Here is a 26973-nt window from a genome sequence, read left to right on the forward strand (position 1 = left end):
GTCACTTATTATATATTATTAACCTAAAAAAGCAATCTTTTTATCTCTTTCTTGCGTTAATGAAAGATTAAATGTGATAGAATTATAAATGATTATTTTTTAATAAACAGTTAAAAATACAATAACCTTTGAAAAAAAGCGATAATTTGGTTATAATGACAAAAGTGATTAAAGGAGGCAATTGATTATATGGTAGCTAAAAGTAATTATAATGAATCAAATATCCAAATTCTAGAGGGACTTGAAGCTGTTAGAAAAAGACCTGGGATGTATATCGGTTCAACTGATAGTAGGGGATTACATCATTTAGTATGGGAAATCGTGGATAATGCAATTGATGAAGCTCTTTCAGGATTTGGTGATAATATCCAAGTAACGATTTGTAAAGATAATAGTATTAAAGTTAGTGATCATGGTCGTGGGATGCCAACAGGGATGCATGCCTCAGGAAGACCAGCTACAGAGGTTATTTTAACAATCTTGCATGCAGGAGGGAAATTTAACGAGGATGGCGGCTATAAAACCTCTGGTGGTCTTCATGGTGTAGGAGCATCTGTAGTTAATGCTTTATCATCATGGTTAGAAGTCACTATTTATCGTGAAGGTAAAATATGGTCACAAAGATTTGAAGATGGTGGAAGTAAGATTGGTGAATTAAAAATAATTGGTAAAACAAACAAGACGGGTACAACAATTCATTTTTTACCTAATGCAAAGATTTTTTCAGTCTGTGAGTATAATTTTTCAACGATTAGTGAAAGACTGATGGAGAGCGCCTTTTTATTAAAAGGAATTAAAATTGATTTAAAAGATGAACGGAATAATAAAGAAGTATCTTATCAATATGATAATGGTTTAACTGCATTTGTTGAATATTTAAATTATGAAAAAGAAATATTAAATCCAATTATCAATATCGAAGGTACTAATAATGAAATTGAAGTAGATGTAGCAATGCAATTTACAACTGGTTATCAAGAAAATACACTATCTTTTGTTAATCTAGTTAGAACAGGTGATGGGGGAACGCATGAAACTGGATTTAAATCTGCGTTGACAAGAACCTTTAACGAATATGCACGTAAGTATGGTCTATTAAAAGAAAAGGATAAAAATTTAGAAGGAAATGATGTTCGTGAAGGTCTTTCTGCAATTATATCAATAAAAGTACCTGAACATTTTCTACAATTTGAAGGACAAACCAAATCTAAACTAGGTACCCCTGAAGCTCGTAATGTAGTTGATAATGTCGTATATGAAAAGTTATCTTTTTATCTTGAAGAAAATAAAGAAATAGCTGATACTTTAGTTAAAAAGATGATCAAAGCCGCTCAAGTTCGTGATGCCGCCAGAAAAGCCCGTGAAGCAGCAAGAAAAGGGAAGGGCTCTAAACAAGAACGTATTTTAAGTGGTAAATTAGCTCCGGCCCAATCAAAGGATAAAAAGCGAAAAGAACTTTACTTAGTCGAAGGTGATTCAGCAGGCGGAAGCGCTAAACAAGGACGTGATCGTAAATATCAGGCAATTTTACCTTTACGAGGTAAAGTAGTTAATACAGAAAAAGCAGCGATGACGGATATTTTAAAAAATGAAGAAATTGCTACAATTATTAATACGATTGGTGCTGGCGTTGGAGCTGATTTTAATGAAAAAGATAGTAATTACAGTAAAGTAATCATTATGACAGATGCCGATACTGATGGAGCTCATATTCAAATACTTTTATTAACTTTTTTCTATCGCTATATGAGAGAACTAATAACTGCCGGAAAAGTATATATTGCTTTACCACCTTTATATAAAATATCTAAGAAAAATGGTAAAAAAGAAGACGCCATCTATGCATGGGAAGATGATGAACTAGAAGAGGCAAAAAAGAAAATAGGCCGTGGATATAATATTCAGCGTTATAAAGGATTGGGAGAAATGAATGCTAATCAGCTATGGGAAACTACTATGAATCCTGAAACCCGAACTTTAATTCAAGTATCTATAGATGACGCTGCAATTGTCGAAAGACGAGTCTCAGTATTAATGGGAGATAGAGTTGAACCACGACGAGAATGGATCGAACAAAATGTTCAATTCACTTTAGAAGATAATTTTACAATTGATTAAGGAGAAATGAAGCGTGGATAAAAAAATAATTATGTCGTTAGAAACCATCATGGGTGATCGCTTTGGTAAATATTCTAAATATATTATCCAGGATCGTGCTCTGCCAGATGTTCGTGATGGCTTAAAACCTGTACAACGAAGAATTCTTTACTCAATGTATAAAGAAGGCAATTTATATACTAAACCGTATCGTAAATCAGCTAAAACAGTTGGTAATGTAATTGGTAACTACCATCCTCATGGAGATACCTCTGTTTATGATGCTATGGTGCGATTATCACAAGATTGGAAAATGCGTGCTCCATTAGTTGACATGCAAGGTAATAATGGTTCTATTGATAATGATCCAGCTGCAGCAATGCGTTATACTGAAGCTCGTCTTTCAGCAATTGCAGTTGAATTACTGAAAGATTTAGATAAAGAAACGGTTTTGATGTCACTGAACTTTGATGACACTGAATATGAACCAACTGTTTTACCAGCTGCTTATCCAAATTTATTAGTTAATGGGGCAACTGGTATCTCAGCAGGATATGCAACAGATATTCCGCCTCATAATCTAGAAGAAGTAATTGATGCAACAATATATCGAATCAAACACTCCAATTGTTCATTAGAAAAAATCATGGAATTTATCAAAGGTCCTGACTTTCCAACTGGAGCGATCGTTGAAGGAAAACAGGGAATATTAAATGCCTTTAAAACAGGACGAGGAAAAGTAATTGTTCGTAGTAAAACTGAGATTTTAGAAGAAAAAACAATGAATAAGATCATTGTCACTGAAATCCCATACGAAGTAAATAAAGCTGAGTTAGTTAGAAAAATTGATGAAATTCGTTTTAATCGCAGTATTGATGGAATAATAGAGGTGCGTGATGAATCGGATCGTAATGGTCTTAGAATCGTAGTTGATTTAAAAAAAGATATTTCTGTACAAAACACATTAAACTATTTATATAAAAATACTGATTTGCAAAAAAATTATAATTATAATATGGTTGCTATTAAAGATAAACGACCTGTATTAATGGGAATCATTGATATCTTAGATGGTTATATTGATCATCAAATAGATGTAATTACAAGAAGTTCAATTTATGATTTAAATAAAGCAAGGGATCGTAAACACATTGTTGAAGGATTAATTAAAGCTATATCTATTTTAGATGATGTTGTAAAAACTATTCGTCAATCTAAAGATAAAAGCGATGCTAAAAACAATTTAATAGTTAAGTTTGATTTTAGTGAAAAACAAGCTGAGGCAATTGTTATGTTACAATTATATCGGTTAACTAATACCGATATTGTAACATTGGAAAATGAAAATACTGAATTAGATGAAAAAATTGCATCATTAAATGATATTTTAGAAAGTGATGATGTTTTAAGAAAAGTTATTATTAATCAATTAAAGTCAATTAAGAAAAAATACCCAATGCCTCGATTATCAAAAATTCGTGATGAAATTCAAGAAATTAAAATAGATGAAAAGGCTATGATATTATCAGAAGATATTAATATTTCTATCACACGTGATGGTTATATTAAAAGGATTAGTAACCGTTCTATAAAAGCAAGTGAAGGAACACCTTTTGGTAAAAAAGAAAATGATTATTTAATATCAATATATCAAGCTAATACATTAGATCATTTATTATTATTTACTGATGCTGGTAATTATTTATTTATACCAGTTCATAAAGTAGAAGAGTTCAAATGGAAAGATGCTGGTAAACATGTTAGTTATTTAGTTAAAGTTAGCTCAAACGAAAAAATTATTGGTAGTATTTTAGTAAAAGATTTTAATTTACCTTTATATGTAATGTTAGCTACTAAAAATGGGCAAATTAAACGAACTTTATTAAAAGACTTTGAAGTTTCTCGTTACTCTAAACCGCTTAAATGCATGGGGTTAAAAAACGATGATAAAGTAATTGGAGTTAAATTAACAGATAATAATCAAGGGGTTATTTTGACTACTAAAGCTGGTTATGGAGCGATGTATTCAGAACAAGAAGTATCTATAGTAGGTGTTAAAGCTTCAGGTGTCAAAGCTATCAGTCTTAAAAACGACGAACTGGTAAGTTTAAATATTTTTGATCCTATGATAAATAGTTCTTTGATGATAGTTAGTGAAAATGCAGGAATAAAACGAATTAAAATTGGTGATATTACTCCGTGTAATCGTGCTACAAAAGGCTCACTATTATACAAAAATCCTAAATCTAAAGTCATATATACAAAAAAAGCAATAGTTATTGATAATCAACAAAAAATAGTCATAACTTTAAATGATCAAACTACTTTTGAATTTAGAGCTACCGATTATAATTATGCCTCTTTAGAACAAAAACCAACTACTTTTACAAAACTTACTGCTATTGAATTTATTGAGGATATTTATTTGGATGAAGCAATTTCTACTAATAATTATAATTCTCAAATAACAAATAATGTTTCACCAGAAATTTTTGAACAACCTAAAGAAAAAACACTATTAGATGAAATTGATGAACCTATAGTTGAAAGTAATCCAACCAAAAAGAATGTCTCATCAATTAAAAAAACAAAATCTATTAAGTATGAAAAAATTAGTCTAGAAGATATTTTAAATGAAGATGAATTTTAAACCGTAAAACTAATTTTACGGTTTTTCTTTCATATGCTCTTTTAATAACTTTATAAGTGCTCTTTTTTCAAGACGAGATACATAGGAACGAGAAATATTTAATTTTTTAGCAATTTCTTTTTGGGTATATTTTTTTGTGTTGTTTAAGCCATAACGCATAATTAAAGTATCTTTTTCTCGTGGTTCTAAAATATTAAAATAAGTAGTAAATTTATCTAATGTGTCTTTTTTATCAACTATATCTATGAATTCTTCTTGTTTAGCTGCAATAATATCACCAAGTACAATTTCACTACCATCTTTATCAATTCCAATCGTTTCATTTAATGAAACATCTAAGTTTGTTTTTTTATTTGTTCTTAAATGCATTAAAATTTCATTTTCAATACACCTAGATGCATAAGTAGCTAGTTTTGTTTTGTGATTCTGTTTATAACTATCTACAGCTTTAATCAAACCAATCGTTCCAATCGAAATTAAATCTTCTTGTAAATCTTTATTATTTTCATATTTTTTAGCAATATGAGCAACTAAACGTAGATTTCTTTCTATTAAAATATTTCTTGCTTCTTTATCGCCATTAAAAAATAATTCTAAATATTTTTCTTCTTCTTTCGGCGTTAAAGGAATTTCAAAGGATTTTGATTTTATATATGATAGAAAAAAACCATTAGTTAATAATGATAACAATGTTGAAAACATGAATTTCACCCCTGATACATATATATTGTAAATCTTTTATTTTAGGACAAAATATTTATAAATTGTTCATTTTATTTACTTTAAAAGTAATACAAAATAAGGTACAATGGGTATAGTTTAAAAAGGAGAATGTATGAGTGAAGAAATAAGATGTTTTGGCTGTGGTGCCATAATTCAAAGCGATGATGAAAAAAAGATTGGTTTTGTACCTAAAAATGCTTTGAATAATGATAAAGTTTTATGCAAACGATGTTTTCGTTTAAAGAACTATCATGAACTACAAAAAACTAATCTTACTAGTGATGATTTTTTAAATATTCTTCAAGAAATTGGAAATCATGACTGTTTAGTTGTTTATCTAATCGATCTTTTTGATTTTAATGGAAGTTTAATAAGTGGATTACCACGACATTTAAACAACAATGATATTTTAGTGGTGGGAAATAAACGTGATGTCTTGCCAAAATCTTTAAAAGATATTAAAATAATCCATTGGTTACGTAGACAATTAAAAGAAATTGGAATTAAACCAATTGATGTATTATTATCTAGTGGAGTAAAAAATTATAATTTAGATTTATTAATTGATAAAATCAATGAATATCGACATGGTCGTAATGTTTATATCGTTGGTGTTACAAATGTTGGAAAGTCTTCATTAATAAATGCCTTATTAAAACATTATGGGACAGGTGATGATACTTTGATTACAACTAGTGAGTTTCCTGGTACAACACTAGATCTAATTGAAATACCACTAGATGATCAAAGTTATCTATATGATTCACCAGGTATAATCAATCCCCATCAGATGGCACATTTAGTAAAAACTGATGATTTAAAAATAATTATACCAAAAAGTGAATTAAGACCAATTAATTATCAATTAGACGATAAACAGACTCTATATTTTGGAGGCTTGGCGAGAATGGATTTTATAAGAGGAAAGCGTTGTTCGTTTACATGTTATTTTCCTAAATTATTAAAAATTCATCGTACTAAAACAGAAAAAAGTAATGATCTCTATAATCGCCACTTAACTCTAAAACCCGAAATAGAAATAATTAAAAATATTAATGAAATGAATACTTATGATTTTAGATTACCTGATTATAAAGTTGATCTTGTAATTTCAGGTTTAGGATTTGTCAGTGTAAATTGTCCTAATGGAAATGTGAAAATTCACGTACCTAAAGGTGTTGGGGTATTTATTAGAGAAGCATTAATTTAGAAAGGAACATTGAAATGTTAACAGGTAAACAAAAAAGATATTTAAGAGGATTAGGTCATAATCTTAATGCTATTTTTCAAATTGGCAAAGATGGTGTCCATCAAAGTCAAATCGAAGGAATTGATGCTGCATTAGAAGCTCATGAATTAATTAAAATAAAGATTTTAGAATCTTGTAGTGAATCAAAAAATGAGGTTGCAATTGAAATCAGTATGAAAACAAAAGCAGATGTTGTTCAAATACTAGGAAGAACGATCTTATTGTATCGCCCAAGTGAAAAAGGAATATACAAATTACCATGATAAAAATTGGAATCTTTGGGGGGAGTTTTGACCCAATCCATCGTTCCCACATTCGTGTAATCGAGGAAGCCTTAAGACAGTTACAACTAGATAAAATATTAGTTATTCCTACGGCAAATAATCCTTGGAAAGATTCAGTTGGAGCCACTAAAGAACAACGTTTAAAGATGCTGGAAATAGCGCTACATCGTTATCGTAATGTAGAAATTTGTCGTTATGAAATTGATCAAGATGGAAATGATAAAAATTATACTATTGATACAATAAATTATTTAAAAACAATCTATCCTAAAGAACAGCTATATTTTATTATGGGAATGGATCAGGCCAGTCTATTTCATAAATGGAAAGATGCAAAAAAAATAAGTGAATTAGTATCATTAGTAGTATTTGAACGAGTTGGTTATCAAATAAATGAAAATTTAAATAGATTTAATTTTATTAAATTAGAGTTAATTGCAAGCGATGATGCAAGTAGTGATATAAGAAGTGGAAAGCTTCATGCTTTACTACCTGAAGTTTTAAAATATATTGTAATTAATGGAATTTATTTGGAAACAATCGTTAAAACTAAAATGTCGAACAAAAGATACTTACATACTATAAGTATGGCAAGTCTAGCTAAAGAAATTGCTAAAAGTAATGGTTTAAATGAAACAAAAGCATATGTTGCTGGAATGTTACATGATATTGCTAAAGAAATGCCACATGATCAAGCTTTATCTTTAATGAATCAATATTTTCCAAATTATATTGATAAACCTGAAGCAATTTGGCATCAATGGCTATCAGCACATTTAGCTAAAACAGAATATTTAGTTGATGATCCAGAAATTTTACAAGCAATCAGACACCATACAACTGCTTCAATTAATATGTCAAAATTAGATATGTGCATATATGAGGCTGATAAATATGATCCAAGTCGTGATTTTGATTCTTCTAAAGAAATAGCTGTATGTAAAAGTGATGTTGTCGCTGGATTTAAATTGTGTTTAAAAGATTTTTATGATTTTTCAATGAAAAAAAATCGTAAAATAGATAATTGTTTTTTTGAAATTTATAATAGATATGTAAAAGGAGATATTAATGAATAAATTAGAAATTATTACAAAAGCTTTAGATGATAAATTAGCAAAAGATATTGTAGCCATTGATATGCAGATGGCCAGTCCAATTTTTGATACATTTGTTATTTGTTCAGCTACTAATGAACGCTTAATGAGTGCTCTTAGAGACAGTGTTGAAGAAAGTATGGATAGAAATGGATTTGAGGTTAAAAAAATAGAAGGGCGTCGCAATAGTAAATGGTTATTAATGGATTATGGTGATATAATTGTGCATATCTTTGATGAGAATGAAAGAGAAAGCTATAATCTAGAAAAACTATGGTCTGATATGCCAAGAATTGATGTTTCAGGGTATTTAAAATAATGTCATATGAAAATTTTGCTTATTATTATGATAGTTTAATGGATGAACAGTTTTATCTTGATTATTACAATTTTATTAATGAACATGCTAACTTTAAAAGTGTTTTAGAGCTTGGATGTGGTACTGGAGAAATCGCCATTCGACTCGCTAAAAATAATAAAGAGGTATATGCAACTGATCTTTCAAAAGATATGTTAGAAGTAGCACGATTAAAAGCATTAGATGCAAATGTTAATTTAATGTTGGGACGTGTTGATATGACAGACTTTAAAACAGATAAAGAAGTAGATTTGATCTTGTGTCTCTGTGATTCAATCAATTACGTTTTAAGTAAGAAAAAAGTATTACAAACTTTTAAAAATGTTTATGAATCTTTAAAATATAATGGTACTTTCATTTTTGATGTGGATAGTCTTTATAAAATGGATTATATTCTTGATGGTTATTTTGAAGAAGAAGATGCAGATGACTTTTATTTCAAGTGGTCAGTTAAAAAAATTGCTATTGGAAAAGTTGAACACTTTGTAGAAATAATTGATAAAGAAAATAATGAACACATAAAAGAGATTCATCTTCAACAAACTTATAGCATTGAAGAATATTTAATAATGCTTAAAGAAGTTGGATTTAATGATATTGAATACTATGGTGAATTTGAAAAATATTACGATGAATCACAAAGAATTATTTTTATCTGTCATAAAAGAAGGGATGGTAAGTAAATGATTGGAATAATTGGTGCAATGGAAGAAGAAGTAGCTGCTATCAAAGAATACATGCACATTACTGATACAAAAAGTATTCTTGACTGTATCTTTTATCAAGGTATGATTGAAAACAAGGAAGTAGTATTATTACAAGGTGGAGTTGGAAAAGTTAATGCTGCTATCTGTACCACTTTATTATTAACTAATTATCAAATTGACATGGTTATAAATATAGGTTCTGCTGGAGGACTTTGTTTAGAACAAGAAGTTGGTGATATTGTTATTTCTAATGAAGTGTGTCAATATGATTTTGATATTACTGCATTTCCTAACCGGATACTAGGTGAAGTGCCTGGTTTACCACCTCGAATCAAAGCTGATGAAAATTTAATAAAAAAAGCTAAAACATTTTTAGAAAAATTAGAGCTTAATTATGAAATTGGTTTAATTGTTTCTGGAGATAAATTTGTTGCTGATAACAAAACTGCTAATTATATAAAAGATAATTTTAAGAATGCTAGATGTTGTGAAATGGAAGCTGCTGCTATTGGTCAAACATGTTATAAATTTAAAACAAAATTTATTGTCATTCGTTCATTAAGTGATATTTTTGGTAAAGGTGATTCAACAGTTCAATTTGATGAATATTTAAAAAAAGCAGCTAAAGCCTCAGCTATGATGTGCGTTGCTTTGATTAAGGATTAGATAGATGAAAGAGATAGAATTATTAGCTCCAGCTGGTAGTTATGAAGCCTTGATTGCAGCAGTTCAAAATGGTGCCAATGCAATTTATTTAGGTGGAAATGAATTTAGCGCTCGAGCTTTCGCTACTAATTTTAACCGTGAAGAATTAAAAAAAGCTGTTATTTATGGTCATTTAAGGAATGTTAAAATATATGTAACAGTTAATACGCTATATGAAGATAATCAATTTGAAGATTTAAAAGATTATCTTTTGTTTTTAGCAGAAATAAACGTTGATGCTCTAATCATTCAAGATATTGGTTTAATGTATTTTGTGAAAAAATATTTTCCTGATTTTGAAATACATATGTCAACTCAAACAAGCATTTACAATCTTCCTGCAGTTAAATATTTTGAAGAACTTGAAGTTGATAGAATCGTCTTAGCTCGTGAAAACAGTATTGAAGAGATAAAAAATATTTGTAATAATACTGATTTAGATATAGAAGTATTTGTTCATGGCGCTCTTTGTATGTCATATTCTGGTCAATGTTTAATGTCTAGTATGATTGCTAAAAGAAGTGGTAATAAAGGAACATGTGGCCAACCATGTAGATTAGCTTATAAATTAGAAAAAGATGGAAAAAATCTTGATCATGTACCAAGCTATTTATTATCACCTAAAGATTTATGCACGCTAGACAATATCGGTGATTTAATTGAAGCTGGAATTACATCTTTTAAAATAGAAGGTAGAATGAAACGCCCTGAATATGTGGCTATTATTGTAAAACAATATCGTGAAGCAATTGATACTTATTTAAAAAAACAAAAGTTAAATGATGTAACTAATCGAATAATTGAAATGAAACAAATGTTTAATCGTGGTTTTACAAAAGGTTATTTGTTGCATGACAATGATTTTATGGCTAAAGACTATCCAGGTAATCGCGGGATTGATTTAGGAACTGTAGTAGATTATGATAAAAAAAGAAAAATAGTCAAAATAAAGTTGTTAAATAAAGTAAAACAAGGGGATCGTATCAGTTTTAAAAATACTGATTTTATTAGAACAATTACCAAACTATTCTTAAATCAAAAATTAGTAAATCAAGCTTATAAAAATAGTATTGTGGAAATAGAATTGAATACACCTGTAAAAAAAGGTGAATCTGTTTATAAAATAATTGATATTGAATTGATTGAAAAAGCACAAATAAGCTATCAAAAAGAACAGATTAAAAATCCAATTGCAATGTATTTCAGTGGTCAAATAAATAACTATCCAACGCTTAAAATCTATTATCAAGATAAAATAGTGGAAATTAAATCAAATCAAATAATTGAAGCTGCAACTAATGCCCCTTTAACAAAGGAACGTATCAAGAATCAATTAGCAAAACTTGGAAACACAATTTTTAAAGCTGACAAGATTAATGTGGAATTTCCTCAAAATGCTTTTTTCAGTCTCAAAGAAATCAATGAAATGCGTCGAAAAGCAATTGATAACTTAATTATTATACTAACCTCAGCTAAAAAACATAATACCAATATAATAGAAAATAGTAAAATCTCTAGCAATAAAACAATTAAAGGAATATATGTCAAAGTTCACTCACTAATACAGTTAAAGGCTTTAATTGATCAAGATATTATAGGATATTATTTCCCTTTATCAAAATATCTAAATGAAGCAATTCAATTAGCCAAAAAACATCAGAAAAAAATTATTCCATTCACTAATTTTTTAAATAACGAAAAACAATTAATGAATTTTAAAAACAGTGATATATATCAAGAAGTAGATGAAATTTTAATTGGTGATTATGGTGCTTTAAAAATATTTAATGATAAAAACTGTATTTTAGATACAACATTTAACCTTTATAATAGCTATGCCTTAGAACATTTCAAAAATTATAATACCATTTTATCTTTAGAAATGAGTAAAAAACAAATTAACAATTTAACTAATATTACTCAAAACATAACTATGGTAGCTTATGGTAAAACTATAAATATGCATTTAAAACATTGTTTAATTAGTGACCATTACTACAAAAAGAAGAAAATAGGATGTAACATGTGTAAAAACGGGGACTACAAATTAGTTGATCGTAAAGGTGAAAAATTTGAAATTCTAACTGACGAGTTATGTAATAATTTAATTTATAATAATAATTGTATCTATATTAAAAACCTTGATAATTTGAAAGTTGATTATATCCTCTTATCTTTTTTAAATGAAGATGCTAAAACATCAAGAATGATCTTTAATGAGTTTAAATGTATCTTATCTGGCAAAAATAGACAAATACCCACTTTTGTTAAGTATACAAGTGGTTATTATAATGATTAATTATCAAAATTTATAAATTATTATTATATTTTGTCGAAATAAATTATAAAAATTCAAAATTTTATTGAAGATTAGTAAGGAAAATGCTAAAATTTATTTATTGGAGGTATATGGAGATGATAGATAAAGATTTAGCAGCCAGATTAAAGTCCTATCGAAATTTCAAACACCTTACACAAAAAGAAGTAGCTAAGTATTTAAAAGTGCCACATTCTGCTATCTCTGACATTGAAAATGGAAAAAGAGATATAACAGTTGGTGAACTTAGAATTTTTTCTAATTTGTATGGTCGTAGTGTTGAAGAAATCATGAGTGGTAAAAAATATGATTATTATAATATTGCTAATATCGCTCGACTTTTGACAGAATTACCGGATGAGGATTTAAAAGAAGTCATGTTCATTATTGAATATAAGCGCAAACGTAATGAAGAAAGAGAAAAATAAGGTGAAAATTTTTCACCTTATTTTATTATTTTTTTAAATTCTTCTAACATCAATATTCCTTCATTTAATATTTCTTCACCGCACTCCTCAAAAGTAATACTATGATAAAATTTAACATCAACATAATTCCTAATAATTTTAACAACTGCATATGTTCCAAAGCCATAACTACCGCGATTTATCATTACACTACCAGGATTAATAATCAATTTATTATCAACTATACTGTAAGCTGGTACATGAGTATGTCCATGAAAAGCAATATCAAGATTATTTTTTTTCATATATGATACTAATTCTTCAGTTCCATAATAAATATTAAAATTATTACCATGAGTAATTAGACAATTGTAATTTTCAACTTTAAAAATTATATTTGTATTAAATGCACCTGGTTTATCATGATTTCCTTTAACAACAAGATACTTTTTTAAAAGCGGATCGTTTTTTTCTAGCGAAGAATCCCCACAGTGGATATAATAATCCATCTCAGGATAGTGATTAGTTATTTTTTTTAAAAGATCATTTTGTAAGTGGGTATCACTTATGATCAAAAGCTGCATATATTTCACTTCCTTTGTTAATAATTTTAGTACATCAACAAAATATATTACTTTATTTAATAAAAAACAATATCTAAAGTAGTAAATTATATTATTAAAATTATAGTGGAAAGATGGCCTAAAATCAATTGATTAAGGAAAAAAAGATTTAAGAAAGTGTTTACATCTAACAATATTCGTTGTAAAATTATAACAAGTAGAAAAAAGGAGTGTATATTAATATGAAAACTATTTTATTAGTGTGTTCAGCTGGTATGTCTACTAGCTTGTTAGTAACAAAAATGGAAGGCGCTGCTAAAGAAGCTGGTGTTGAATGTAAAATTTTCGCTTTACCTTTTTCTGATGCTCCAAGAGTATTAGAAGAAGTTGACTGTATCTTACTTGGGCCACAAGTTAGATTTCAAAAAGCTGCTATTGAAAAACTAGCTGCTGGACGTAAAGCTGGGGCTATTCCTGTAGATGTTATTGATATGAGAGATTACGGGACAATGAATGGTAAAGCTGTATTCGATACAGCAATGAAAATGATTGGTTAATAAAGCTGAATTAAACTAAAAATGGGAAAACGGGCGTTTTTTTATAATGCCCTTTTTATATGTATGCAATAAAGGAGAAAAAGAGAATGAAAACAAGAATTATGTTAATATGTGCAGCTGGAATGTCTACTAGTTTATTAGTAACCAAAATGGTCAAGGCAGCACAGGAATTAGGAGACGAAGTAGAGATTTTTGCTTTACCTTTTACTGAAGGTGAAAAAATTATTAGTACTGTTGACTGTATCTTACTTGGACCACAAGTAAGATATGCCAAATCAGAAGTAGAAAAAGCTATTGAAGAAACAGGTAAAAAAATTCCTTTTGATGTAATCGAAATGAAAGATTATGGAATGATGGATGGTAAAGCTGTTTACGATTTTGCTAAAAAATTAATGAATAAACAATCTACTATTAATATATGAGACTGAACTACAGTCTCTTTTTTAGTACAATATATCTTAGGTTAGAAATTTATTTAATTTTGCTCTTTTTTGTCGTATACAATTATGCTATAATAACCTAAATAATTAGGAGGTTATTGTATGCAAAAGGGGATTATTACAGTAGTAGGTAAAGATCAGGTTGGAATTATTGCTAATGTATGTACATATTTAGCATCTAAACAAGTTAATATTTTAGATATTTCGCAAACTATTATTCAGGAATATTTTAATATGATGATGATTGTAGAATTAAGTTCAATTACTGATGAATTTGGTACTATCTGTGAAGAATTAAATAAATTAGGTGCAGAAATTGGTGTGAATATCAAATTACAACACGAAGACATTTTTAATAAAATGCATCGTATTTAAGGAGAATTAGCAAAATGATTAATTTATTTGAAGTAGCAGAAACAAATAAAATGATTGAACAAGAAAATCTTGATGTAAGAACTATTACATTAGGTATCAGTTTATTAGATTGTATGGATCATGATATTGACGTTTTATGCGAAAATATTTATAAAAAGATTACAACTTTAGCAAAAGATTTAGTGTCAACAGGTAAACAGATTGAGATGAAATACGGAATACCTATTGTTAATAAACGAATTTCAGTAACACCAATTGGTTTTGTTGGTTCAAATGCTTGTAAAACAACAAATGATTTTGTTAAAATTGCTAAAGTTTTAGACAAATGTGCTCATGAAACTGGAGTGAATTTTATTGGTGGATATAGTGCAGTTGTATCAAAAGGAATGACGAAAGCAGAAGAACTATTGATTAGATCTATTCCTGAAGCTATGAAAGTAACTAGTAATGTGTGCAGTTCTGTTAATGTCGGTTCAACCAAAACAGGTATTAATATGGATGCTGTTAAATTGATGGGAGAAATAATCAAAGAAACTGCAGCTTTAACAAAAGATAATGATTCAATAGGGTGTGCTAAACTAGTTGTTTTATGTAATGCCCCTGATGATAATCCATTTATGGCTGGAGCTTTTCATGGTGTTAGTGAAGCAGATGCAGTTATTAATGTTGGAGTTAGTGGTCCAGGTGTAGTTAAAAATGCTATTGAAAATGCCAAAGGTAAAGATTTTGGTGAATTATGCGAAATTATTAAAAAAACAGCATTTAAGATTACTCGAGTTGGTCAGTTAGTTGCTTTGGAAGCATCAGAAAAATTAGGAATCCCATTTGGCATTATTGATTTATCACTAGCGCCTACTCCTGCAATCGGTGATAGTATTGCTGATTGTCTTGAGGGAATGGGGTTAGATAGTGTTGGTGCTCCTGGTACAACTGCTGCTCTTGCTATATTAAACGATCAAGTTAAAAAGGGAGGCGTTATGGCTTCTTCGTATGTTGGAGGATTAAGTGGAGCATTTATTCCAGTTAGTGAAGATCAAGGAATGATTGATGCTGTTAATAGAGGAGCATTAACACTTGAAAAATTAGAAGCTATGACATGTGTCTGCTCAGTTGGTCTTGATATGATTGCAATTCCAGGAAACGTGGAAACCAGTACTATTTCAGGTATCATAGCTGATGAAATGGCTATTGGAATGATTAATCAAAAAACTACTGCAGTTAGAATCATTCCTGTAATAGGTAAAGAAGTAGGAGAAGTAGTAGAATTTGGTGGATTATTAGGCTATGCGCCAATTATGCCAGTAAATAAATTTGGTTGTGCCGAATTTATTAATCGTGGTGGACGAATCCCAGCACCTATACATAGTTTTAAAAATTAAAAGGCGAATTTTCGTCTTTTTAATTATTTAGAAAGGAATATAATTATGAATGACTTAATTGTTTTTAATCCATTGTATAAAAATGAGGATATTAAAATATGCTTTGAATTATATGATGAAATTATTAAAAATAACAATTTAAATAATGCTAATTGTTTTGTTTCTTTATTAATAAGATTAGCTGAAAAATATAATTTATATGGTAATTTGTTTAATAGTTTATTAACAAATTTATTAATAAATAATGAAAATTCTTTTACATTAGCATTAGAAAGAAAACATGACATTGCAATAAATTTAAGAGCTATTGTTATAAACGACTTTAGAATAATCTTTAAAATGTTTAATACTGATTTTAGTTGTTTACCGCCATTACAACAAAATTTAATTACTAATTTTGTTCCATCAAAACCTATTATTAATCAAGAATTATTTGAGGTTTCAAGCTCTCTACAAGATAACTTAAGTAATTGTAGAGACGTTGATGAATTTTATGATACTTTAAAAAAGTTTTTTATAACTTATGGTGTAGGAAAATTTGGATTAAATAAAGCATTTCGTTATGAAAACAATGAAATTCGTCCTATAATACATATAGGTAATGGACGATTAGATCAATTAATTGGATATAAAAGTCAAAAACAAAAACTTACCCAAAATACCGAAGCATTTTTAGCTGGAAAAAAAGCCAATAATGTACTTCTATATGGCGATAGTGGAACTGGTAAATCAAGCAGTATAAAAGCGTTGTTAAACGAATACTATAAAGATGGATTACGGATGATAGAAATTTATAAACATCAATTTAAGTATTTACCTAGTATAATACAGGAGCTACAGTCACGAAATTATAAATTTATTCTATTTATGGATGATTTATCATTTGAAGAATTTGAAATAGAATATAAATATTTAAAGGCTGTGATAGAAGGGGGACTAGAAAAGAAGCCTGATAATATTTTAATTTATGCAACTAGTAACCGTCGTCATTTAGTTAAACAGACTTGGAGCGATCGTCAAGATCAAGATGAAGTTAATGTAAATGATGCAAAACAAGAAAAAACATCATTAAGTTCAAGATTTGGGGTAAAAATATTATATACTCATCCAAATCGTCAAAACTATCTTGAGATTGTAGATGGTTTAGCAAAACAATACAATCTTCAAATTTCTCAAGAAGAGTTACATCAAAAAGCTTTAACCTGGGAAATTCGTTATGGTGGTTTTTCAGGAAGAACAGCTAAACAGTTTATTAATGCAATGCTAGGAAGATAAATAGGAGTTATATGCAAAAATTATTATTGAAAGATTACAACAAAATTAAAACATATTTAGATGATGCTAACTACGAGGGCTATAATTCTAATTTTGTAACAATGATGATGTGGGATCATGAATATGAAATTTTTTATGAAATTAAAGAAAACTATCTAATCATGTTACATACTTATATGAATGAAAAGTTTTTTGCTATGCCATTTTGTAAACCAGAGTATTATCAGGATGCCTTAGAATATATGCTAGAATACGCTAATAAACATAATTTTACTTTTAGAATTGATTTGGCAGTAGAAAAATCTAAAGCATTAATTGAAGAATTATATGGTGATAAATTTTTATATTTACATGATGAAGATTTTGATGATTATATATATAGTAAGGTTTCTTTAGAAACCTTATCTGGTAAAAAGATGCAAAAAAGACGTAATCACTTTAATGCTTTTCTTAAAGAACATTCTAATTACATTTATAAAGAAATTGAAGATGAAGATATTGATAATGTTTTACAATGTCTAAAAAAGTGGGATTTTTCTAGAAGAATTGAAGAAAGTGTAGTTTCTGAATATATTGGAATAGTTTATTTATTAGTACATCGCCATGAGTTGAATATTAAAACTGGATGTATCTATATTGATAATAAATTAGAAGCCTTTATTATCGGTTCTCCGTTAAAGCATAGTACTGTTCAAATACATGTTGAAAAAGCTAATAAAGATATTAGAGGTTTATATGTTGCAATTGGGAAATTCTTTTTAGAACAAAACTATAAAGAATATGAATTTGTAAATCGTGAAGAAGATATGGGCTTAGAATCATTACGTAAAGCAAAAAAAGCATTACATCCAGTAAAATTGTTAAAAAAATATACTATTATCTTAAATAATCAGACTATTACCCAAGCTAGTGATAATGATTTATACAATATTATAGATTTATGGCGTAATAGTTTTAAAGACGAAGATGAAAAATCAACAAACTTCTATTTTATGAACCGTTATCAAAAAGAAAATACCTATGTGCTAAAGAATAACGATTTAGTAGTATCGATGCTTCAAATTGTCCCATATACACTTATTTTTGATGGAAAAGAGGAAGATATATACTTTATTTTAGGGGTAGCTACTAACAAAACATACCAAAAACAAGGTTTAATGAAAAAATTAATGAACTATGTCTTATCACTTCCAAAATATCAAAATGCTAAAATAATCTTACAAGCATATCATCCAGAATTATATTATCAATTTGGTTTTTCTGAAAATTATTATCATAAGATAACAGAAATTGATAGAGATTCATATGAAAATGATTTTTCAGTTAAAACCACAAAAAATTATGATTGTGCTAAACTGTTAAATCTTTATGACCAATTTTGTAAGATGTATACTGGTTATCGAAAAAGAAGTATTGAATATTACCAAAATTATTTGATACCTAGAAGTGTTGCTTTTGATGAAAAAATTGAAATATTTTATTTAAATAACAACTCAATTGGTTATACAATATATCATGAAGATGATACAACAATTAATATATCAGAAATTATATATTTAGAGCAAAATTATTTAGATATGATGATTGGTCATTTTATAACCTTTAATAAAAAAATAATTATCGAAAGTGACTTAAAAGCTATAATTGCAGGGGATTGTACATTTGTATGTACAATGATGTCAAATTTTTTAAAAAATAATTGTCAAGATAATAATTTTTATATAAATGAATGCTTATAAATATTGACTATACCTCTAATGCATTATAAAATGTAATGGAATTAAAGGAGGTTAGCAATTAATGTTATTAAAAGATCAAGAATTACATGAAGAATGTGGGGTTTTTGCAGTTTGTGGCTATGAACATGCTGCCGCGATGTGTTATTATGGTTTACACAGTTTGCAACATCGAGGACAAGAAGCAGCAGGAATTATCGTTAAAGATAAAGATGCTTTATCAATTCAAAAAGGTGAAGGATTAGTCACTGATGTCTTTGATCAAGAAAAGATTAATAAGATGCAAGGTGATTATGCAATTGGGCATGTCCGTTATTCTACTGCTGGTGGAGGCGGAATTGCTAACGTTCAGCCATTACTATTTAGAACTCTAAATGGTTCTTTAGGAATTGCGCATAATGGTAATATTGTTAATGCAAATTTTTTAAAAGCCGAATTAGAAAAAAAAGGTAGTATTTTTTCTAGTACTTCTGATACAGAAATCTTAGGACATTTAATTATGCGCGAAGAGGGCAGGATGATTGACCGAATTTGCAACTCTTTGAATCGTCTAGATGGAGCATTTGCCTTTTTGATTTTAATAGAAAATGCATTATATGTAGCTCGTGATAAATATGGATTAAGACCCATCTCAATGGGTCAGTTACCTAATGGAGCATATGTTTTTTCATCAGAAACATGTGCATTTGAAGTAGTTGGAGCAAAATTTGTACGTGATCTAGAACCTGGTGAAATAGTTAGAGTTAAAAATGGTAATTTAAAATCAATGCTGTATACAAATGATGTGGTTGATAAAATATGTGCTATGGAATATATATATTTTTCACGTCCTGATAGTAATTTAGATGGGATTAATGTTCATACAACTAGAAAACTCTCTGGAAAACAATTATTTAATGAGGCTCCAGTAGATGCTGATTTAGTAATTGGTGTTCCTGATTCATCAATTTCTGCTGCTATCGGTTATTCTGAAGCATCTGGTATTCCTTATGAAATGGGATTAATAAAAAATAAATATGTAGGGCGAACTTTTATCCAGCCGACCCAAGAAATGAGGGAACAAGGTGTACGAATGAAGCTTTCTGCAGTTTCTTCAATTGTAAAAAATAAAAGGGTTGTTATGATTGATGATTCAATTGTAAGAGGAACAACTTCAAAGCGTATAGTTCGTTTGTTAAAAGAAGCCGGAGCAAAAGAAGTTCATGTAAGAATTGCATCACCTGCAATTAAATGGCCATGCTTCTATGGTGTGGATATGTCAACAATCGATGAGCTAATATCTAATAAATTATCTACTGAAGAACTATGTGAATATATCGAGGCAGATTCTTTAGCCTTTATTAGTGAAGAAGGAATTGATAAATCTATTCATTATAATAAAGAAGAACATAAATGCAGCCTGTGTTTAGCGTGCTTTAATGGTGAATATGTTACTAATTTATATGATTCATTTGAAACTGAAAAAATCAAAAAAGGTAAGATATAAACTATAGCAACACCATAAGGTGTTGCTATTTATTATCACATATTCAACTTCGCATAATGTATATTATGTAATTTATTTATTAATTTAAATAATATTAAATTTATCAGAATTGTTATAAACCATAACAAAAAACTTAACTTATTTATTCGTTATTTTTGTTTTATCCTTTATTTAGTAATAACATATCTTTTTAATACATAACTTTCAATATAAAAATATTAACAATTAATAAAATTCGCCATTATTCGCTATTAAACGCTATCTAACGGCTATAAATAACGAAATATTTTAGATAATCAGTAAATCAGTTTTCTAATTTTATAAATATATTATTAATTAAAAAAAGTTTCTTTTATTTCTACTTTTGTATCTTTATAATAGATTTTGTCAGTGTTTGGAGGGATAAAGATGATTAAAACAAACTGCTATACAGTATATATTTTGGAGGAAAATAAAGAATTAGCTAATTTGATTAGCAAACATTTAGAATTATTAAAGAATTATAAAATTTTAGGGATAAGTGATAATGCAAAAAACTGTATAGATTTTTTATCATATAATAAATGTAATCTTTTTATAATTGATTTGATGCTTTCTAAAGTTGATGGCATTGGTGTATTACAGAAATTAAAAGAGATAAATAAACATGCATATGAAAAGGTTATTTGTATATCGCATTTTAATAATCCAGTTATATACGAATTGCTAGATAGTTTAGATGTTACATATTGTATTAAAGCACCAATAAGTATTCAATCTTTTATTTATACAGTTAATTCAATTATGAATATAAATATTAAAGAACTTGATGTTAGACAAACTTCCGAGAAATATAAAAAAGTAAAGTTGGAAAATGAAATAACTACAATACTTAAGGATGTCGGAATACCTGCTCATATAAAAGGTTATTTATATCTTAGAACTGCTATCTTACTAGTATACTATGATATTGAATTATTGGGACAGATAACAAAGAGATTATATCCAGAAATTGCTTGCCAATATAGCACAACTGCTTCTAGAGTCGAAAAAGCAATTCGTCATGCAATTGGAATTGCCTGGAATCAAGATGGAGGTATTGAAATAAATAATATCATTAGAACCACTTCGAATAAAAAGAAATCTAAACCTACTAATTCAGAATTCATTGCTTTAGTTGCTGATAATCTTAGGATTCAAGAACGTTTAAAACTCGATTATACAATAAAAAAAGAAGTTTAAAACTTCCTTTATAAAAACAAATTATTAAAAAAAGCAGCAGTATTTATAATAACAAAAACAACACCTACCATTAATAAATAAAGATATAGTTTAATATGCTTATCTTTTTTATAGTTATTAAATAACGCTAACATCGCACATACTATCAGTGCCATAGCAATAAGATAAAATATTGTTATACTTAAAGTTGCTTTTGTTAGCAGACCTGCAGCGAGAATAAAAGTTCCCACTGCATATGCTAAAATTGACATAACTATTAATCGTTTACTATTTTCTTCCATAAAATTCTCCATTATATTATTTTATTTAAAATTGAACATCCAATTGATGGTAAAGGAATATTAAAGTTATCAGCAATAGTTGCTCCAATAACTGCAAAAGATTCCATTTCTTCTAATTGCCTTGGCTTAATAAGTTCTTTGGAATAAATTAACAAAGGTACTTGTTCACGAGTATGATCTGTACCTTTATAAGTAGGATCATTACCATGATCACTAGTAATCATTAGTAGATCATCATGATTTAAATATCTCATTAATTCTTCCAATTGATTATCAAATTCTTTAATCGCTTTACCATATCCATCAGGATCTCTTCGATGTCCATAAACAGCATCAAAGTCAACTAAATTAACAAAACACAATCCTGTAAAATCGTTTTTTGTCAACTCAATAGTTTTATTCATACCATCTTGATTGCTTACTGTTTTTACTTTCATTGTAATGCCTTGATCAACAAAAATATCAGGAATTTTCCCAACTCCAATTACATCATATTTAAATTCTTTTAAAGTATCCAAAACTGTTGGGCCAAAAGGTGCTAATGCTAAATCATGACGATTAGATGTTCTTTTAAATTCTCCTGTTTTTTTACCTATGTATGGTCGAGCAATTATTCGCCCTACTTTCCAGCGTTCATCCATGGCTAATTCACGTGCTATCTCACATGCATCATATAATTCTTGAAGTGGAATTATCTCTTCATTAGCCGCTATTTGAAAGACTGAATCAGCTGAAGTATATACAATCCAATCACCTGTTTTTATTTGATGTTCACCATATTCATCAAGAATTTCAGTACCACTAGCTGCTTTGTTGCCAACACACTTTCGCCCTGTTTTTTCTTCAAATAATTTAATAAATTCACTAGGAAAACCAGTTTCTGTAAATGTTACAAATGGTTTTTCTGTTTTTAACCCCATCATCTCCCAATGACCAGTCATAGTATCCTTTCCATTAGAAACTTCATTTAATGCAAGAGTATAGCCTAACTGTGATTTTAATGGAAAAATACCCTTAAAATTCCCTAAATTTCCTAAACCTAATCCTTCTAAATTAGGTAAGTCTAAACCATTACAATAATCGCATATATGTTGTAAGGTGTTAGCACCCTCGTCATTAAATGATTTTGCATCTTTTGCATTACCAATTCCTAAAGAATCACATACAATTAAAAAAATACGCTTATATTTCATTTTTTCCTCCTTTTATTACAAATAATACATTTCATGTCATCCTTCATTTTTTTTACTCATTCTTGGATGAAACTGTTGATATTCTGTTTTGATTTTTTGATTAGATATATGTGTATAAATAGTTGTTGTACTTATATCACTATGCCCTAATAACTCTTGAATTGAGCGCAAATCAGCTCCATTTTCTAAAAGATGAGTTGCAAAACTATGACGTATAGTATGTGGTGAAATCTTTTTATTGATAGAAGTTTTATCAATAACTTGCCTTAAAATAATATAAAATTCCTCTCTACTTAATTTATTCCCATGATTATTAAAAAATAGTAGAGAAGATTCTTTTTTTATAAATTGATCACGATAATTATTTAAATATATATCTAAAATTCTTTTAGCAATTTCACCAATTGGAACAATTCGCTCTTTATCCCCTTTCCCAATTACCTTTATATATCCCATAAATAAATTTATAGAACTAACATTTAAATTTATTAATTCTGATACTCGTAGTCCTGTAGCATACATTAATTCTAGCATACAACGATTACGACAACTGATATGATCATTTATCTCTATAGTTTCTAGAATTTCTTGCATCTCAGTAATACTTAATACCACAGGTAATTTTTTATCTACTTTAGGCAAATCAAAATTGTTTATGATATTAATATCAATAATTTTTTCCTTTATTAAAAAATTAAAAAACATTCTTAATGAAACTAACTTCCTTGCTACAGAGGTTGAAGCATTTGTCTTCCCTAATTCTTTTAAATATAAACGAATATGTTCTTTAGAAAGATCATCTATTTGAGTAATCTGAAAATTATCATTTAAATAAATAGAAAATTTTTCTAAATCTCTAATATAAGCAATAATTGTATTTTTACTAAGTCCTTTTTCAACGATTAAATATTGACGATATTCTTTTATAGCTTCAATTATTACCATATTTAACTATCACCTCATTTAATTGCTATTATATCACGATTAATTAGGTAACTAAAGTGCATAAACCTTAAAAGCCATTGAAATAGTTACAATTATTAAAATTATAATAACATAATCTAAAATATAATTAATAATTTTACGACTATTAAAAACTTCTCTAGTAATAAATGTTATTGTAAGACAATTCAAAGACAATCTAAGGGATATTATCGAAATCACATATGTTAGAATCAATTCAATTAATAACTGTGGTATATACCCTAAAAAAAACATACTTATATTAAAATCATTTAATGTAAAATAAAAAATAGTTGCTAAAGTAAATTGCATTCCTTTTGAAAAAATAATAAAACTATTAAAAATGATTCCTAAAAAACTAGTAGAGATTAGCAATGATAAAAATATGTATACACCGGTAATTATCATATATAAATTATAATTATTTGTTATTTCGTTATCTTTATAGAAAAATATATATTTACACATATCTATCAGACTCTCACTACCATAAAAATAATAAATGATTCCAAAAATAATTCCACATCCTAATAAAATAAAAGAAAAAATATTTATTAGTAATTTTTCGTTTTTAAAAATTTTATTTAAAATGCCCATAAGTAGTCCTCCGTTTATATAACTTATGAGCTAGAAATTATTTTATTCATTTATTTTAAGTATTTTTTTTGAATATTTTTTTTAGAAATATCTGAAGCTTTAGAAATTATTATTTTTTCATATTTACTATTAATATTTTCTATAACAGTTTGTAAATTTTCATCTTTTTCAGTACTATCAATAGAATCAAAAATATTTAATTGTTCTTTATAATTTTTCTTATTAATCGTATTATTTAAACTAATTCCTAAAAGACGTACTGGACGTCCATCATAATGTGCATCAAAAAGCATCTTTGCAGTAGAAAGAATATTTTCATAATCATTAATATAAGAATTAACCGTAGTTTGTCGATTGATACTTTCAAATCGAGTATATTTAATCGTAATAGAAATAGAATTAGAGATAAGATTCCTTTTTATTGCCCGCATAGAAACCTGCCTAGCCAATTGTTTTAAAGTATCCTGTAAAACAATTTCGTCTAATGTATCATGTGGCAAAGTAGTAGAATTCCCAACAGATTTTAATTCATTATGTTTAGTATCAACAACTCTATTATCAATACCATTAGCCTTGCGATACAGTAATAAAGCATTTTTTCCAATAATTTGTCTTAACTTATTATAGTTATCATAATTTGCAATATCAGCAATTGTTGTAATTCCAACTTCTCTTAAGCGTGGCTGAGTCTTTTTACCAATCCCAAACATATCTTTAATATCTAAAGGCCACATTAGCTCTTTTAAATTTGAACGTGTCAATACAGTGATTCCCATTGGTTTTTTCATATCACTAGCCATTTTTGCTAAAAATTTATTTGGTGAGATTCCAATCGAACATTTCAAATTTAATTGTTCATAAACATCATTTTGTATCTTTCTTGCTAATTCAACAGGATGACAGTTTTTATCTTGAATTATTTTTGTAACATCAACATAACATTCATCAATACTTGCGACCTCCAGCATCTCGCTATATGAAGAAACAATACTAAAAAATTCATTTGACAAACGATGATATAATTCGAAATCAGCTGGTAACACAATTAAATTTTTACATTTTTGATATGCCTGAAACAAAGGCATTGCAGAATGAATTCCAAGTTTTCGCGCTTCATAAGAAGCAGTAGTTATAATACTCCGTTTAGATTTTCCAGAAATAACAAGTGGCTTACCTTCTAACTCAGGATTACGTGAAATTTCAGCACTAGCATAAAAAGCATTTAAATCTATATGAAAGATTATCTGCATTAATTAATCCTCCTAAACAAAAATCAATTGTACACAAATCATATAACTTATTGTTCCAACAATAATAGATAATAATGTATTAGCTTTTAATAAATGTGTGATCACAGTTATTGATACAGCAATTATTTCTGGTAAACCATGATTTGAGTTAAATAAATTAATTTCTTTCAAACAATACACTACTAGCATTGCCATGATTGAATATGGTAATACTTTACCTAAATAATCTACAATAATAGGTTTCTTTTTAGGATCATTAAAAACAATAAAAGGCAAAGCTCTCGTTATAATGGTACCTAAAGCAACAACTATAATTATTTTCAAATCATTATTCATATTTATTCTCCAAATCTTTTCTTTTAATTAATAAAATCAAAACTATTCCTATTAAAGATATAATCACAAAATTTTCTTTACCAAAGATTAATAAAGAAATTATAGTAATAACAAACCCAATTATAGTTGCCCAATGATTTTTATTATTTTTAATTTGCTCAATAACAATTACTACAAAGAGTGCAGTCATTGAAAACTCTAATCCTTTACTATCAAATGATATTGTTGTTCCAAGACTAGCCCCAATTAAGGAACCAATGACCCAATAGCACTGGTCAAATAGACTAATAAAAAAACTGATATATTTATTTTGTTTATCATCTTTAACTAATAATGAAAAAGTCTCATCTGTTAATGAAAAAATCATATATGGTTTTAATGCTTTCATTCCACTAAATCTATTTAACATTGATAATCCATAAACCAAATGTCTTGCATTTACCATCAATGTCATTATAAAAGCATTTAAAACTGTACTTTTTGCAGTTAATAGAGAAATAGTAACAAACTGCATACTTCCAGCATAAATAAAAACACTCATAATAAATGAATAATAGATAGGATACCCTTTACTAACAAGCAGTACTCCAAAAGCAAACCCTAATACCAAATACCCCATCATCACAGGAATACTTTCTTTAAATGCCTTTTTAATTAACATAAATTTCATCAAATATCCCTCCAATGTATCTATTATACTAAAAAAACATCTACATGAAAATACAAAAGG

Annotated in this window: 27 protein-coding genes; 18 read left to right on the plus strand and 9 right to left on the minus strand. The window is 27.9% G+C overall.

Going from position 1 to position 26973, the window contains the following annotated elements:
- Positions 1-189: 189 nt before the first annotated feature.
- Both parE and parC read left to right on the plus strand, forming a co-directional pair.
- A complete protein-coding gene (parE, locus tag ACLR9T_RS04095; protein WP_413108262.1) occupies positions 190-2118 on the plus strand; it encodes a DNA topoisomerase IV subunit B in 1929 nt (642 codons plus the stop codon).
- Between the two features lie 13 nt (positions 2119-2131).
- Positions 2132-4747: a DNA topoisomerase IV subunit A gene (gene parC, locus ACLR9T_RS04100; RefSeq protein WP_413108263.1), complete on the plus strand. Its 2616-nt coding sequence runs from the start codon at positions 2132-2134 to the stop codon at positions 4745-4747.
- Between the two features lie 15 nt (positions 4748-4762).
- On the opposite strand, the gene sigK is transcribed toward parC, so the two are convergent.
- Positions 4763-5449, minus strand: coding sequence for an RNA polymerase sporulation sigma factor SigK (gene sigK, locus ACLR9T_RS04105; protein WP_413108264.1), 687 nt, complete (start codon positions 5447-5449; stop codon positions 4763-4765).
- 133 nt (positions 5450-5582) lie between these two features.
- Between sigK and yqeH the strand changes: the two genes are divergently transcribed.
- The 8 genes from yqeH to ACLR9T_RS04145 all read left to right on the plus strand — a co-directional run bounded on the left by yqeH (position 5583) and on the right by ACLR9T_RS04145 (position 12612).
- A complete protein-coding gene (yqeH, locus tag ACLR9T_RS04110) occupies positions 5583-6680 on the plus strand; it encodes a ribosome biogenesis GTPase YqeH (RefSeq protein WP_413108265.1) in 1098 nt (365 codons plus the stop codon).
- Between the two features lie 14 nt (positions 6681-6694).
- Positions 6695-6982, plus strand: coding sequence for a ribosome assembly RNA-binding protein YhbY (yhbY, locus tag ACLR9T_RS04115; RefSeq protein WP_413108266.1), 288 nt, complete (start codon positions 6695-6697; stop codon positions 6980-6982).
- Positions 6979-8079, plus strand: a complete 1101-nt coding sequence (locus ACLR9T_RS04120; protein WP_413108267.1) for a nicotinate-nucleotide adenylyltransferase — start codon at positions 6979-6981, stop codon at positions 8077-8079. Before yhbY ends, ACLR9T_RS04120 begins: the two co-directional genes overlap by 4 nt.
- Positions 8072-8416: a ribosome silencing factor gene (gene rsfS, locus ACLR9T_RS04125; protein WP_413108268.1), complete on the plus strand. Its 345-nt coding sequence runs from the start codon at positions 8072-8074 to the stop codon at positions 8414-8416. Before ACLR9T_RS04120 ends, rsfS begins: the two co-directional genes overlap by 8 nt.
- Entirely contained in the window at positions 8416-9138 is a 723-nt protein-coding gene (locus ACLR9T_RS04130; protein WP_413108269.1) for a class I SAM-dependent DNA methyltransferase, read from the plus strand. Before rsfS ends, ACLR9T_RS04130 begins: the two co-directional genes overlap by 1 nt.
- Positions 9139-9828: a 5'-methylthioadenosine/adenosylhomocysteine nucleosidase gene (locus ACLR9T_RS04135; protein WP_413108270.1), complete on the plus strand. Its 690-nt coding sequence runs from the start codon at positions 9139-9141 to the stop codon at positions 9826-9828. It begins immediately after the preceding gene.
- A gap of 4 nt (positions 9829-9832) precedes the next feature.
- Positions 9833-12166 (plus strand): DUF3656 domain-containing U32 family peptidase, encoded by a 2334-nt coding sequence (locus tag ACLR9T_RS04140; protein ID WP_413108271.1) that lies wholly within the window; start codon positions 9833-9835, stop codon positions 12164-12166.
- Between the two features lie 116 nt (positions 12167-12282).
- A complete protein-coding gene (locus ACLR9T_RS04145; protein WP_092351262.1) occupies positions 12283-12612 on the plus strand; it encodes a helix-turn-helix domain-containing protein in 330 nt (109 codons plus the stop codon).
- Positions 12613-12629: 17 nt separating this feature from the next.
- Here the strand turns inward: ACLR9T_RS04145 and ACLR9T_RS04150 are convergent, their stop codons facing one another.
- Positions 12630-13175 carry a metallophosphoesterase family protein gene (locus ACLR9T_RS04150; protein WP_413108272.1) on the minus strand — a complete coding sequence of 182 codons (546 nt, stop codon included), beginning with the start codon at positions 13173-13175 and terminating at the stop codon, positions 12630-12632.
- Positions 13176-13396: 221 nt separating this feature from the next.
- Here ACLR9T_RS04150 and ACLR9T_RS04155 point away from each other — a divergent pair, with 221 nt between their 5' ends.
- From ACLR9T_RS04155 to spo0A, 8 genes are all read left to right on the plus strand, one after another.
- Entirely contained in the window at positions 13397-13711 is a 315-nt protein-coding gene (locus ACLR9T_RS04155) for a PTS sugar transporter subunit IIB (protein WP_413108273.1), read from the plus strand.
- 86 nt (positions 13712-13797) lie between these two features.
- Positions 13798-14133 (plus strand): PTS sugar transporter subunit IIB, encoded by a 336-nt coding sequence (locus ACLR9T_RS04160; RefSeq protein ID WP_413108274.1) that lies wholly within the window; start codon positions 13798-13800, stop codon positions 14131-14133.
- 120 nt (positions 14134-14253) lie between these two features.
- Entirely contained in the window at positions 14254-14526 is a 273-nt protein-coding gene (locus ACLR9T_RS04165; RefSeq protein ID WP_413108275.1) for an ACT domain-containing protein, read from the plus strand.
- 14 nt (positions 14527-14540) lie between these two features.
- Entirely contained in the window at positions 14541-15905 is a 1365-nt protein-coding gene (locus ACLR9T_RS04170) for a PFL family protein (RefSeq protein ID WP_413108276.1), read from the plus strand.
- A 45-nt stretch (positions 15906-15950) separates the two neighbouring features.
- Positions 15951-17180: an ATP-binding protein gene (locus tag ACLR9T_RS04175; RefSeq protein ID WP_413108277.1), complete on the plus strand. Its 1230-nt coding sequence runs from the start codon at positions 15951-15953 to the stop codon at positions 17178-17180.
- An 11-nt stretch (positions 17181-17191) separates the two neighbouring features.
- Positions 17192-18919 (plus strand): GNAT family N-acetyltransferase, encoded by a 1728-nt coding sequence (locus tag ACLR9T_RS04180; protein ID WP_413108278.1) that lies wholly within the window; start codon positions 17192-17194, stop codon positions 18917-18919.
- Positions 18920-18980: 61 nt separating this feature from the next.
- The gene (gene purF / locus ACLR9T_RS04185; RefSeq protein ID WP_413108279.1) at positions 18981-20402 is read left to right on the plus strand and encodes an amidophosphoribosyltransferase; all 1422 of its coding nucleotides are present in this window, start codon (positions 18981-18983) and stop codon (positions 20400-20402) included.
- Positions 20403-20810: 408 nt separating this feature from the next.
- Positions 20811-21623, plus strand: coding sequence for a sporulation transcription factor Spo0A (gene spo0A / locus ACLR9T_RS04190; protein WP_412239254.1), 813 nt, complete (start codon positions 20811-20813; stop codon positions 21621-21623).
- Between the two features lie 8 nt (positions 21624-21631).
- Here spo0A and ACLR9T_RS04195 read toward each other — a convergent pair whose 3' ends face one another.
- From ACLR9T_RS04195 to ACLR9T_RS04225, 7 genes are read right to left on the minus strand one after another with little or no spacing between them, the layout of a single operon-like run.
- The gene (locus tag ACLR9T_RS04195; RefSeq protein ID WP_412239257.1) at positions 21632-21904 is read right to left on the minus strand and encodes a hypothetical protein; all 273 of its coding nucleotides are present in this window, start codon (positions 21902-21904) and stop codon (positions 21632-21634) included.
- A gap of 11 nt (positions 21905-21915) precedes the next feature.
- Positions 21916-23097, minus strand: coding sequence for a phosphopentomutase (locus tag ACLR9T_RS04200; protein ID WP_413108280.1), 1182 nt, complete (start codon positions 23095-23097; stop codon positions 21916-21918).
- A gap of 36 nt (positions 23098-23133) precedes the next feature.
- Positions 23134-24042 carry a site-specific tyrosine recombinase XerD gene (xerD, locus tag ACLR9T_RS04205; RefSeq protein ID WP_413108281.1) on the minus strand — a complete coding sequence of 303 codons (909 nt, stop codon included), beginning with the start codon at positions 24040-24042 and terminating at the stop codon, positions 23134-23136.
- 51 nt (positions 24043-24093) lie between these two features.
- Positions 24094-24657 (minus strand): hypothetical protein, encoded by a 564-nt coding sequence (locus ACLR9T_RS04210; protein WP_413108282.1) that lies wholly within the window; start codon positions 24655-24657, stop codon positions 24094-24096.
- A gap of 50 nt (positions 24658-24707) precedes the next feature.
- A complete protein-coding gene (locus tag ACLR9T_RS04215) occupies positions 24708-25907 on the minus strand; it encodes a DNA polymerase IV (protein ID WP_413108283.1) in 1200 nt (399 codons plus the stop codon).
- Positions 25908-25919: 12 nt separating this feature from the next.
- Positions 25920-26243 (minus strand): branched-chain amino acid transporter permease, encoded by a 324-nt coding sequence (locus ACLR9T_RS04220; RefSeq protein WP_413108284.1) that lies wholly within the window; start codon positions 26241-26243, stop codon positions 25920-25922.
- Positions 26236-26913, minus strand: a complete 678-nt coding sequence (locus ACLR9T_RS04225) for an AzlC family ABC transporter permease (protein WP_413108285.1) — start codon at positions 26911-26913, stop codon at positions 26236-26238. Before ACLR9T_RS04225 ends, ACLR9T_RS04220 begins: the two co-directional genes overlap by 8 nt.
- Between the last annotated feature and the right edge of the window lie 60 nt (positions 26914-26973).

This window comes from Thomasclavelia sp., from assembly GCF_047249845.1.
Taxonomy (GTDB): domain Bacteria; phylum Bacillota_I; class Bacilli_A; order Erysipelotrichales; family Coprobacillaceae; genus Thomasclavelia.